Genomic DNA, 12,438 nt, shown 5'->3' with positions numbered 1-12,438 from the left:
CGGCGCGACGCTGGCGCGCGACGTCGCGCTGTCCCCGTCAGTCGGCGGGCACCTGCACCAGCCGCAGCGCCTGGTCGGCGTCGTTGAGCAGCGCCCGACCCGGCACGCGGTCCTGCGTCACCAGGCTCTTCGACAGCTTCGTCCCGATCAGGTCGCCGTCGACGGTGCTGAGCGGCGCGAGCAGCATTCCGCGACGGGCCTTCTTCGCGTCGACCTGCCAGCCACGGAACCCGCTCGCGACGCCCTCGACGTCGCCGGCGATGACCAGCCCGACCGAACGACCCCGGTCGGAGTCCATGACCGCCCGGAACACCGGTTCGGCCGGGGTCTCCTTGAGCGCCTCGGCGTCGTCGACGAGCACGAGCGTGAAGCCGTCCGAGCCGGTGTCGATCGCGGCGGAGAGGCCCTCGGCCCCGATCCCGCCGTCGGTGACCACGGTCGCGCGCGGTGCACCCTCGAGTGCGCGGAGCGGGGAGTCCCGCGGCGTGACCGCGACGACCGACCCACCTGCGGACAGGACGTGCCGGGCCATCGCGACGAGCGCGGTGCTCTTGCCGGAGCGCGGGCTGCCGGCGACGATGAACACCGGGGTGTCGTGCACGAAGTCGTGGGTGAAGAGCCGGAGCTCGTCGCCGCCGACGCCGAGCGCGACCCGGCCGACCGAGGCGTCCGCCGAGGGCAGGTACCGCACGGCCTCCTCGAACGTGATGGACCGCGGCAGCACGTCGATCCGGAACGGCTTCGGCACGGTTGCTGGGACGTGGGCGCGGACCTCGTCGCCGATGCCGCGGATCGCCGCTGCCTGGTCGCGTCCGCCGAGGCCACCGGGGAGCACGGCGACCTGGGTCTCCGTCGCGGTGGCGTTCCGGAAGCCGCGGCCGGGCGGGATCGACTCCGGCAGTTTCTTGCCGTTGATGCCCTCGTAGTTGTAGTCGCCGCGGTCGGCCAGGGCGAGCAGCAGCTTCCGCTCCACCTGACTCGACATCCGGCCGGAGGTCAGCGTGCGGTCCCCGGAGACGATCAGGTGCACGCCGACGCCGACGCCCTCGCGCAGCAGCGTCTGGACGGCGTCGTGCAGCGCACCGTTCTCGGCGTCGGCCAGGGTCGCCATGAAGCTCTCCCACTGGTCCAGGAACACGACGACGTGCGGCAGCGGGGTGGTGTGCTCGTCGGACCGCTGCTCGGCGATGGACGAGTACCCGCCGCTCGCGAAGGCCGCCTGGCGCTCCTGCACGGTGCGGAGCAGGATGCCGAGCAACCGCGAGACCCGGTCAGGCTCGTGCCGCTGCACCACGGCACCGCAGTGCGGCAGGGCCCCGAGCGCGAGCAGGGCGCCGTTGCCGCAGTCGATCCCGTACATGTGCACGTCACCGACGCCGAGGCGCAGGGCCATCGCACCGGCCAGGGTGCGGAGCGTCTGGCTGCGGCCGGAGCGCGGCGACCCGATGACGAACAGGTGGCCGTCGGCGTCGAGGTCGAACACGGCGGGGCGCTGCTGTTGGTCGGCGGGGTGGTCCTCGATGCCCCAGGCCACGGCGAGCGGCGGCAGCTCGGTGGCACCGGCAGCACCGGCGGCTTCGACGTCGTCGAGTCCGACGACCGCACCGAGGGGCGGCAGCCACGGCTTCCGCTGCTCGGGGGTGCCGAGGGCGCGGGTGGCGTCGCCGATCGACGCGACGAGGACGCTCAGGTCGGTGACCTCCACGTCGCTGGCGGCGGCCTCGACGGCTGCCGGGCGGGGGGCTGGTTCGCTGTACGAGGCGAAGGTGAGTTCGCGGACCAGGGCGGGCCGGGCCTCCTGGTCGTCCGTGCCGGGCCGACGCCCGCCCACCCGACCGGACTGGAAGGGCAGCAACGAGGCCGCGCCGAGCCGCACGTACGCGCGACCGGGCGTCGTCTTCGCGATCCGCGCGGCGTCGTTCGCGCCGATGACGTCCTGGCTCTCCGACTGGTCGGTGACGCGCAACGCGATCCGCAGGTTCGTGTTGGCGCGGATCTCGGGCGACACGACACCGCCGGGGCGCTGTGTGGCGAGCACGAGGTGGATGCCGAGCGAGCGCCCGCGCTGGGCGATGTTCACCAGGCCCTTGACGAAGTCCGGGAGCTCGCGGGCGAGCGAGGCGAACTCGTCGATGACGATGAGCAGCCGCGGCAGGCTCGGGATCGCGTCGCCCGACGCCGCGCGCTTCGCCTGCAGGTCCTGGTAGTCCTCCAGGTCCTTCGCGCCGACCTCCGCCAGGGCGTGCTCGCGGGTGCGCAGTTCTGCGCCGAGCGACTCCAGCGCCCGCTCCACCTGGTGGGTGTCGAGGTCGGTGACCATGCCGACCGTGTGCGGCAGGTCGACGCAGTCCTTGAACGCCGCACCGCCCTTGTAGTCGACGAGCACGAAGTTCATCTCGTCCGGCCGGTTCGCGACGGCGAGCGACGCGACGATCGTCTGCAGCAACTCGGACTTGCCGGAACCGGTCGTGCCGGCGACGAGTCCGTGCGGACCGTCGTTCCGCAGGTCGATCGCGAACGGCCCGTCGATCGAGGCGCCGATGACGGCGGTCGTGCTGCGTCCACCGAGCAGCCAGCGGGCCTGCACGGCCTCGGACGTCGGCGGTTCGAGCTGGAGGACCTCGAGCAGCCGCGCCGACGACGGGATGGCGCCGTCCTGCACGTCCGGGCTGGCGTCGACGATCGGCGACAGCGACCGGGCGACCCACTCGAGCCAGTCCTGGTCGACCAGGTCGGGTCGCGCGTCGTCGATCCGCTCGCTGCGCTGCTGCGTGACCCGGATCCGGTCGTCGCGGACGACGACCACGGCGTCGCACTCCTCGGGCAGGAGCCGCTCGTCCAGGTCGAGGCAGATGCTGAACACCCCGACCGCCGGACCCTCCTTCAGCACCTGCACGAGCGAGGGCATCGCTCGCAGGCGTCGGGCGCCGTCCATCACGACGACGATCTCGTCGGCCGGCGGGGTCTTCTTGCCGATGCCGGCTTCCTTCCGGGCGTCGATGACCGCCGCGAGCTCGGCGATGGCCCGCGCGGTCGTCGCGGCGTTCGAGGCGATGCTCGTCATCGGCTGGTCGGCGCCGTCGCGGCGGACGTGCGGCAACCAGGACATCCACTCCCACAGCGCGGTCCGGGTGGTGTCGGTGAGCAGCGTGAAGGTGACGTCCTTCGGGCTCTGCAGGGTCGCGAGCTGCGCGACCACCCAGTTCGCCAGCCGTCGGGCGTCGTCGTCCGGACCGGCGATGCCGATCACGCCACGCTCCGCCAGGCGGATCCGGACCGGCACGTCGGTCGCGTCCCACGCGACGGTCCGCTTGTGCGACAGCTGTTCCGGGTCCTCGATGGTCACCTCGGACCGTTGCGTCGCCGTGCCGACACGGACGAGCAGGTGGTCGGGGTCGGTCCGACGCCGCTCCCACAGGCGCGGCAGCGGCGTGACCGCCGTCTCGTAGACGGCAGCCGGGTCGGGGGCGCTCGCGATCCAGCGTGCCCGTTCGGACTGGAGGCTCTCGGTCGCGTCCGCCTCGATGCGCGCCTTGGTGTCCTCGTACTCCACGATCCGCTGGCGGTACGTCTTCTTGCCCTGACGGCGACCCTGGAGGCCCGTGATGATCATCAGGATCGGCGACAGCAGGGCGATGAGCAGGTAGATCCAGCGACCGGTGGTCGACACGAACATCACGGCCATGCCCATCGGCGCCAGCGCCATCAGGATGGGCAGCGCCCGCGCCGGGGGTTCGGTCGGCGGGGCTGGCAGCTGGTAGCGGGTGTGCTCGTCGGGAGGCAGGATGCGCGGCGGGCGGTTGTACTCGAGCGACATGCCGTCGTCGGCCAGGGACAGGTGCGCCCCACGGTCCGGCGCCCGACCGAAGCCGAGCAGGACCCCGCCGATCGCCAGCTGCGCGGTCTCCGGCCAGTCGGTCTCCTCGGTGACGGCAGCACCGTCGAGCACTGCCCCGGCGAAGCCGTTCGCCGGGCGGACCTTCGCGCCGTCGGCCGTGACCGACACGAGCAGGGCGACCTCCGGTACGGTCTCGGCCCCGGTGGCCTCGGCCTCGACCTCGGCGGTGGTGCTCACCGGGATGCGCACCGTGGCGTTCGTCGCCGTGCCGATCGTCACCGTGCCGGTGCCCACCCGCACGATGGTGCCGGCGTGCAGGCCCGAGACGATCCGGATCTCGGCGTCGGTCAGCGGACGGAGCGGCTGCGGCGGCACCTGCTCGAGGCTGCGGGCCACGACCACGCCCTCGCGCACACCGGACTCGGCGACCGTCGCCGCCAGGTCGAGCGGCTGCTCGCCGACGAAGTACGCCGGGGTCCGTCCGGAGGCCACGACGTCCGTCGCGATGAGGCGTTCGGCCTCGGCGACGAGCTCGCCGACCGCACGGGTGTCGTCCCCGTCGACGTAGACGTTGGCGGTCTGACCGCTCTCGCGGTCGACCATCGTGAACGTGAAGGTCATGGCATCCCCCGTAGCATTGACTACATGTCGCAGGACGATGGTAGTGTCCCCTGCAACACGCCCCGTTGGGGGGACATGACGAAACTCCGGGGAAAGGGAGTCACACCGTGGCGAACATCAACGTCTCGTACGCAGACCTCGAGGCAGCAGCCTCCGACCTCAAGGCGGGTCAGGCGGACATCGAAGACCGTCTCTCCGCCCTGCAGCGCAAGATCCAGCAGCTCATCTCCGACGGCTACGTCACCGACAAGTCGTCCGTCGCGTTCGGCGAGTCCTACGACGAGTTCAACCGTGGCGTGACCCAGACCGTCCAGGGGCTCGAGGGCCTCTCGACGTTCCTGTCGAAGGCGTCGCAGACCCTGTCCGAGACGGACGAGTCGCTCGCTTCCGGCCTCAAGGGCTGACACCGCTGACGACCCCGTGTCCCGCGATCGCGTGGGGCACGGGGTCGACGCGGTTCCGGTGGCGGTGGCTTCCGGTTCGTGATCGGGGAGGGATTGTTCCGTGGCTTCGAGACTGCTCGTTGACCTGATGGGGCTCGGGGAGCTCCAGACCGACCTGTCGACCGTGCACAGCACGCTCGAACAGGCGCACAAGCGCGTCGATGCGTCCGACGACGAGATCGGCTCGGGCACCGTGCAGGACGCCCTGCACGACTTCGACCACCGTTGGGGTGACAAGCGCGACAAGATCAGCGACTCGACGAAGGCGCTGGCGGACATGCTCAGCGCGTCCGTCGAGACCTACACCGAGACCGACGAGCAGCTCGCACAGGCACTGCAGGTCAACGACGAGAACGGCGGCGGCGGACCCGCTGCCTCGAGGGCGGAGTAGTCATGGGGCGGCCGTCGGGGTGGGATGTCGTCGAGCAGGGTGATGATCCGGTCAAGGGGGATCCGTCGACGTTGCGGATGATGTCGCGGGAGTACCAGCGCATCTCCGACGCGGCCGATGACGCCTCGACCCGGCTGAAGTCGGTGAAGGGGTCCGGGTGGCTGACCGACTGGGAGGGTGAAGCCGCCGACGTGTTCGTCGACGCGATCGAGGACACCCCGTCGGACCTGACCAAGCTCGTCGACTCGTACGAACTCGCCGCGACGGCGTTGTCGGGGTGGGCGGACACGGTCGATGACACCCAGTACCGGGCTGATGGTGCGCTCGCGGACGCGAAGGACGCCTCCGGGGACCTCGCCGCGGCGCAGGACCGGCTCTCCGATGCGCAGTCGAACCTGTCGCACTACCAGTCGGCGTCGTCCGACCTGTCGAAGGTCGCGGAGAAGTACCCGGCTGGGTCCGAGGTGCCCGACGGGGTGGACGTGCCGTCGCCGGCGCAGTTGCGGGCGGCGTCCGACAACGCTTCCGTCGCGCAGGGGTCCGTGTCGTCCGCGCAGGGCGACATCGCGGCGGCGCAGTCCCGGATCGACGCAGCGAAGCGGCTCGTGGCGGATGCGAAGGGTGACTGGCAGGACGCGGAGCAGCGGACCGCGACGAAGATCGGTGAAGCGGCTGACGCGGGGCTCGGGAAGCAGTCCACGTGGGACAAGATCTTCGGGTCCGAAGCGTGGGAGACCATCGTCTCCATCGCGAAGGTCGTCGTCGCCGTGGGCGGGATCATCGTCATGATCATCGGCGGGCCACTCGCCTGGATCGTGCTCGGCGCAGCCCTGCTCGTCCTCGCCGACACCCTGTACAAGATGTCGAAGGGCACCGCTGACGGGTGGGACCTCGCCTTCGCGTTGCTCGACTGCATCCCGGGGATGAAGGGGATCACCACCGCGGCGAAGATCGGCGAGGAGTTCGCGAAGGGCGCCTCACTCGCTGCCAAGTTCAGCTCGGCCGGTCGACACGTCGCCTCGGAGAGCCGACAGCTGTTCGCGCCGGGTCTGCACCTCGTCAACAACCTGCGCCACGGTGCAGCCCTCCGCTCGGTCGAGTCGCTCCGCGCCCTCGCCGTGCACGGCGGTTCCGCGGCGGTCGGTGCACTCCGACGTCCGGGCGACGGCTTCATCGCCTCGGTCCGGTCGATGCCGGAGATCGCGAACAAGGCCACGCAGGCGTACTGGGACAACGGCGGGTCCTCCCTCGCCGAGCTCGCGCGGCACTGGCAGGGTGGCAAGGGCGGCTTCCAGAGTGGCTACCTCGGTGTCGACCGCTGGGCGAACGGCGACGCCGACTCGCTCGTCGGGCAGACGCTCCAGATCAGCGGACCGGGCCACGGCAACTTCTACGTCCCCGACGGCACCATGCACGCCGGCGGCAGCGCCTCGAACTACAGCGAGTCCGTGCAGGTGGGCGTCCAGTCCCACGCCGGTCACGACGGCGTCCCGGCAGGAGCTTCGACGCACCCCGACTACCGCAACACCGGCGACAGCTACCTGGTGAACCAACCGCTGCCGCACGCCGAGGGCACCGCGCAGGCGAACACCCAGTTCGGCGGTGGCGGGCAGCACCAGCTCTTCACGGACAAGTCGACGAGCGACCTGGTGAACACCGGCGTGCTCAGCCCGGTCGACCAAGCGGGGAACGTCGTCCCCGACGGGATGAACCAGGTGCTGATGGACCCGGCCACGCGGAGCCCACAGCCGGGGGTCCTCACGACGAACCAGTACGCGAACGCGCTGCACGACCTCGGCTCGCGCGGGCCGGCCGTCGCGGCGGGCATCGTCACGGCGCCGTGGGACATCAGCGAGGCGACGCAGTCCGTCCAGGACCGACTGCGGTGACCCGCAGCGGCGTCACCCGGGCGGGTCACGAGCTCCTGGACCGTTCACCGTCCTGGAACGCCCTGCCGGAGCGCGCCGCGGACGGCCGGTGGACCATCACCGACACCGTCGACCCACTGTGGCCGGAGTACGGCGCGAGCCTGCGACTGCTCAACGCCCTGTCGGACGATGGCCACGAGGTCGAGGACCTCGACGGCACGCTGTTCGAACGCGGGCGACAGGTCGTCGTCCCGCGCGCGGCGCTCGTCCACACGACTTCCGCACCCGCGGTCCTCGAGTCGGTGGCCCTGCCGGACTCGTTCCACGTCGCATCGTTCGCCGTCGACGGCCGGACCGACGCGAACATCGAGGACGGCTGGCGGAACGAGTACGAACCGCGCCGCTTCCGCACGACGTTGAGCCCGGACCGAGCAGCGATCGACCGCCACGAACCCGGGGTGGTGCCGACGACGGTGTCCCGCATCGAGAAGACCGTGGAACCCCTGCCGGCCGATGCCCGCGGAACGTACACCGTGCCGTCGACCGGCCCGTACGAACAGGGTTGGGGCAGACTCGCTCCGATCGTCCGCACGATCGGCGACCTCGGGTACGACGTGCGTCCCGGCCTCGGCGCGTACGCGACGCTGTCCGGTGTCGTCCGCCCGACGTGGGGCACCGAGATCCGCGGAGCCGACGACTGGGCCGAACTGCTCGCCCGGTTCGTGTTCCCGCAGGGCGTCCAGTCAGAGGTACTCTCCGACGGGTACGCGATCATCCGCGACATCCCCCACCCCGGCGACCCGCTGCACCCGACGTTCGCGCTCGTGTTCACACCCCCGTCGGCGGCACGACCGAGCCTGTTCGCGAGGATCTTCTCCTGATGAGCACCACCACGAACCTCACCTCCGCACAGCGACGCGCCCTGATGGTGCGCTCGCGGTTCGCGTTCGCAGCTGCCGAGGTCGTCGCGCTCCGACACGACGAGCAGGGAATCCCACTCGGCGTCGTCAGCCCCGAGGGCACCCCCCTCGCGCTGGCCTTCACCGATCCCGCAGCGGCCGTCGCCCGCATCCCGGCCGGGGTCGCGGCGACGCCGCTGTCACTGCCGATGTCACGTCTGGTCGCCGGCCTGCCTGCTGACTGGGGTCTCGTGCTCGACATCGACCAGCCCTACCCGCAGGTCGTGCAGCCCGACGAGAGGCAGACGGTCATCGCCGCGGGTGGTCCGTTCCCCGACGGAGCCGAGGTCACGCTCCGCCCGGCACCGTCCGCGTCCCAGGGGTTCTCCGACGCGCTCGCGGAACGAGCTCCGCTCACACCGGGCGTGGTCCGGGTGTGGCTGTTCCGCCACGGTGTCGACATCGTGCCCGAGGACCTCATGGTCGTGGTGGCGACGGCGGACCGTGACGCCGCGTTCGCCTTCTCCGAGATCGTGTTCGAGGTCGCACGCGCGCACGACGTGCCGGTGCCGGTCCTCACCGCCTGGATCGACGAGCTCCCCGTCGAGCACGCCACGTGGGTCCGTCAGCAGCAGCCGCTCGCGCACGTCGAACGGCAGTGAGACCGATACGCCGTGGACGCCCGGCGGTCCTGGTCCAGCGGGTCGGCGTCCCGGTCGAACTGCACGTGGTCGTCGACTCGCGCGGCCGACCGGAACGGGAGCAGCTCGACCACGGTGCCGCGGTGCAGTGGGCCTACAGCGATCCGACCGACCGTCCGACCGACTTCGGTGCCGGGACGCAGCGCATCTCCAGCGACACGCTCCGCCAGCGCGAGGCCACGGGGTCGGTACGGTTCGTCATCGACCCGGCGGGCCCGTCCCGCGCCGGTACGGAGTTCCTCCCACCTCCTCGGCCGCCGGTGCTCGCCACGCTCCGGTCCGTGACATCGACGCCGCTCGGGACGGCCGCCGGCCTCTGGGCCGCGATCATCGCCGACACCGTCTCGCCCGGGCGGTCGCTCATGCTCCGTTCGGGTCGGTGGTCGCTCCCCGTGGTGCTGGCCCGAGACCCCCGGGCGACGGCTGCGGCGATCAGACCCGCCCTCGGCGACCGCCCGCACCCGGCGATCTTCGTGGTGGAACGTTCCGGAGGGCTGCCGCGGCCGTGGCGGGCTGGAGCGCAGGCAGCGATCGAGGCTGCGTTCTTGTCCTCCTGACAAATACCGTGGTACGGTCGAGCCATGGCAGTCGAACTCAGCACCTGGGACGCCCAGGGCAACCAGACGACAGCGACGTTCTCCACCATGCGGTTCCCCGCCGGTGAAGCCCACGTCAAGGTCGCGAACGACACCGCCGAGCCGGGGGGACTCACCGAGATCGCGACCCTGCGCGGCACGAGCGGCGACGACCTGATCATGCTCGGCATGTGGGCGGACGCCGTGCGGCAGCGCGGATCGAGGTCCGTCGCGCTCGTCCCCTACCTGCCCGGAGCCCGGCAAGACCGCGGCTTGCCGTTCGGCGCGAAGGTCTACGCGGATGTCCTCAACGGCTTCCACCTCGACCAGGTCATCGCGTTCGACCCGCACTCGCCGGTCATCGTCGGCCTGGTCGACAACCTGACCGTCATCACGAGCGAGCAGGTCGTCCGTGACGCCGTGGTCGGCGCACCCGAGCACGACGGCGGCGCCCCGTACACCGGCATCATCGCTCCGGACAAGGGCGCGGTCCCCCGTGCAACCGCGGTCGCCGAGGCGTGCGGGCTGCCGCTCTACCGGGCCGAGAAGCACCGCAACCCCGACACCGGCAAGCTCGACGGCTTCACCTGCGAACCCCTGCCCGACACCGGCCGGTTCCTGGTGGTCGACGACATCTGCGACGGCGGCGGCACGTTCATGGGGCTCGCGGGCTCGACGGGCCTGCCCAAGGAACGCCTCGGCCTCTGGGTCTCGCACGGCGTCTTCTCCGGGCGGGCAGCACAGCTCGCCGACCACTTCGGCGAGATCGTCACCACCGACTCGTACCCCGCGCAGAACGCCATCGACGGCCTGCGCACGATCGCACTCACCCCCTACCTGACGGAGCAGATCCGATGACGCAGACCACGAGCACCACGACCACCGCGAACGCCGGAACGACCACGGGGATCGAGCCGCGCATCACCACGGCGAGCCCGATCGCGCCGCTGCTGGCCGTCGACGGCTACAAGCACTCGCACCGGCAGGTCTACCCGGCCGGCACCACCCGCATCCTGATCAACTGGACGAACCGGTCGAACGCGCACATGCCCGAGTCGACGCACGCCGTGGTCTTCGGGCTGCAGGCGTTCATTCAGCGCTCGCTCGTCGAGGCCTGGGCACCGTTCTTCGCGGCGGACGAAGACGAGGTCGTCCGGCTCTTCGACGACGCACTGCAGAGCTACTTCGGCCCGAACCACATCGGCACCGACCACGTCCGGGCCCTGCACCGCCTCGGCTACCTGCCCCTCGAGATCCGTGCGCTGCCCGAGGGCACCCTCGCCCCGATCGGTGTCGCGACCCTCACCGTCGAGAACACGATCGACGAGTTCTACTGGCTGCCCAACTACATCGAGACTGCCCTGTCGGCGTCGATCTGGCACCCGTCGACGGTCGCGACGAAGGCGCTCGAGTACCGCGACCTGATGGAGGACTGGGCCGCCCGCACCGGCGCGGTCCCGGCCGGCATCGACTTCGCCGCGCACGACTTCTCGTTCCGTGGGCAGTCGAGCATCGAGTCGGCCGCAGCGGGTGGCGCGGGCCACCTGCTCTCGTTCCTCGGCACTGACTCGATGCCGTCGCTCGACTTCATCGACCGCTACTACCCGGGCGACAACGGTTGGGTGGCCGCGAGCGTGCCCGCCACCGAGCACAGCGTGATGTGCGTCCGCGGCGCCGACGGCGAGCTGGCGACCTTCGAGCAGATCCTCGACGTGTACCCGACGGGCATCGTCTCGGCGGTCAGCGACGGCTTCGACCTGTTCAAGGTCATCACCGAGACCCTGCCGCAGCTCAAGGACCGCATCACCGGTCGTGACGGCAAGCTCGTCATCCGACCCGACTCGGGCGACCCGGTCGACATCGTCACCGGCACCGTGCACGGTGTCGACCAGGCCGAACTGTTCGCCGCCGACCGCAGCCACGAGCAGAAGGGCGTCGTCGAACTGCTCGACGAGATCTTCGGGCACACCGTGAACGAGCAGGGCTTCAAGGTCCTCGACCAGCACATCGGCGTCATCTACGGCGACAGCATCACGCTCGACCGTGCCCGTCGCATCTACGAGCGCCTGGCCGCCAAGGGGTACTCGAGCGACAACATCGTGCTCGGCATCGGGTCGTACACGTACCAGTACATGACCCGCGACAACCTCGGCAGCGCGGTCAAGGCCACGTGGGCACTCGTCGACGGCGAGCCCGTCGACATCCAGAAGGACCCGAAGACCGGCAGCGGCAAGAAGAGCGCGAAGGGCCGCATCGCCCTGCACCGCGACGAGACCGGCGAGATCCGGCAGACCGACCAGGCCACGGCCGACGACGAGGCGACCAGCCTGCTCCAGCCGGTGTGGGTCGACGGCCGCTTCACGCGCCTCCAGTCCTTCGCCGACGTCCGCCAGACGCTCCGCGACGAGCGTTCGGCTCGTGCCACCCGCCGGGCGGCCACCGCGTGACCGATGCCGCAGCGGCGATCCGCGACCAACCGCTCATCGCGATCGACGTCGTCCCGGTGTCCTTCGTGACGACGGACGGTTTGCGGGTCGCCACCGCGCGTCGGGCGTACGCACCGTACGCCGGACAGGAAGCGCTCCCCGGCGTGCTCCTCGACGGCACCGAGATCCTCGCCGACGGTGCGCGGCGCGCCCTGCGGACCAAGACCGGCGTCGGCCCGGCAGCGGTGCGCCACCTCGCGCAGGTCGGCGCGTTCGACGGACCCGACCGCGATCCACGGAGCTCCGCGATCAGCATCGCGTTCCTCGCGGTCATCGACCCGGCAGCGCACGCCGACGCAACGTGGCACGACGTCGGCGCGCTGCCGCTCGGACTGCCGTTCGACCACGACCGGATCGTCGACTCGGCGCTCGAGCGCGCACGGGTCCTCCTCTGGTCAGACCTGCCGTTCACACGAGCGCTGCTCGGCGATCCGTTCACCACGGCGGACGCCGCTCGGCTGCGGATCGCCCTGACGGGGACCACACCGGATCCGGGCAACCTCAACCGGACGCTCCGTACGAACACCGCGCTTGCCCGGGTCGAGCTCCCAGCGAGTGCGGGACCCCGGGGCGGGCGTCCCCCGGCAGCCTGGACGTGGCAGAACTGAGCACGGTT

10 protein-coding genes are annotated in these 12,438 nt (G+C 71.1%); 9 read left to right on the top strand and 1 reads right to left on the bottom strand.

What is annotated here, in order from left to right; translation table 11 throughout:
• Nucleotides 1–37: 37 nt before the first annotated feature.
• Nucleotides 38–4,459: an FtsK/SpoIIIE domain-containing protein gene (locus EDF47_RS06315; protein WP_133937298.1), complete on the bottom strand. Its 4,422-nt coding sequence runs from the start codon at nucleotides 4,457–4,459 to the stop codon at nucleotides 38–40.
• Between the two features lie 107 nt (nucleotides 4,460–4,566).
• Between EDF47_RS06315 and EDF47_RS06310 the strand changes: the two genes are divergently transcribed.
• The 9 genes from EDF47_RS06310 (at nucleotide 4,567) to EDF47_RS06270 (ending at nucleotide 12,430) form a co-directional block, all read left to right on the top strand.
• Nucleotides 4,567–4,863, top strand: a complete 297-nt coding sequence (locus EDF47_RS06310; protein ID WP_071404660.1) for a WXG100 family type VII secretion target — start codon at nucleotides 4,567–4,569, stop codon at nucleotides 4,861–4,863.
• Nucleotides 4,864–4,963: 100 nt separating this feature from the next.
• Entirely contained in the window at nucleotides 4,964–5,293 is a 330-nt protein-coding gene (locus tag EDF47_RS06305; protein ID WP_123936922.1) for a hypothetical protein, read from the top strand.
• A 2-nt stretch (nucleotides 5,294–5,295) separates the two neighbouring features.
• Nucleotides 5,296–7,182, top strand: coding sequence for a putative T7SS-secreted protein (locus tag EDF47_RS06300; protein WP_166673403.1), 1,887 nt, complete (start codon nucleotides 5,296–5,298; stop codon nucleotides 7,180–7,182).
• A complete protein-coding gene (locus EDF47_RS06295) occupies nucleotides 7,179–8,042 on the top strand; it encodes a hypothetical protein (protein WP_133937300.1) in 864 nt (287 codons plus the stop codon). Before EDF47_RS06300 ends, EDF47_RS06295 begins: the two co-directional genes overlap by 4 nt.
• Complete coding sequence (locus EDF47_RS06290; protein WP_133937302.1) at nucleotides 8,042–8,722, top strand: hypothetical protein; 681 nt, start codon at nucleotides 8,042–8,044, stop codon at nucleotides 8,720–8,722. The genes EDF47_RS06295 and EDF47_RS06290 overlap by 1 nt, the downstream gene beginning before the upstream one ends.
• Nucleotides 8,719–9,318, top strand: coding sequence for a hypothetical protein (locus EDF47_RS06285; protein ID WP_133937304.1), 600 nt, complete (start codon nucleotides 8,719–8,721; stop codon nucleotides 9,316–9,318). The genes EDF47_RS06290 and EDF47_RS06285 overlap by 4 nt, the downstream gene beginning before the upstream one ends.
• 24 nt (nucleotides 9,319–9,342) lie before the next feature.
• Nucleotides 9,343–10,194: a phosphoribosyltransferase family protein gene (locus EDF47_RS06280; RefSeq protein ID WP_133937306.1), complete on the top strand. Its 852-nt coding sequence runs from the start codon at nucleotides 9,343–9,345 to the stop codon at nucleotides 10,192–10,194.
• A complete protein-coding gene (locus EDF47_RS06275; protein WP_133937308.1) occupies nucleotides 10,191–11,783 on the top strand; it encodes a nicotinate phosphoribosyltransferase in 1,593 nt (530 codons plus the stop codon). Before EDF47_RS06280 ends, EDF47_RS06275 begins: the two co-directional genes overlap by 4 nt.
• On the top strand, nucleotides 11,780–12,430 hold the full coding sequence (locus tag EDF47_RS06270) for an NUDIX hydrolase (RefSeq protein WP_131845983.1): 651 nt from the start codon (nucleotides 11,780–11,782) through the stop codon (nucleotides 12,428–12,430). Before EDF47_RS06275 ends, EDF47_RS06270 begins: the two co-directional genes overlap by 4 nt.
• The last annotated feature ends 8 nt before the right edge of the window (nucleotides 12,431–12,438 follow it).

Source organism: Curtobacterium sp. PhB190, from assembly GCF_004365385.1.
Classification (GTDB): Bacteria; Actinomycetota; Actinomycetes; order Actinomycetales; family Microbacteriaceae; genus Curtobacterium.
The sequence above is the reverse complement of the archived record's forward strand: the minus strand, read 5'-3'. Positions and strand labels throughout refer to the sequence as shown.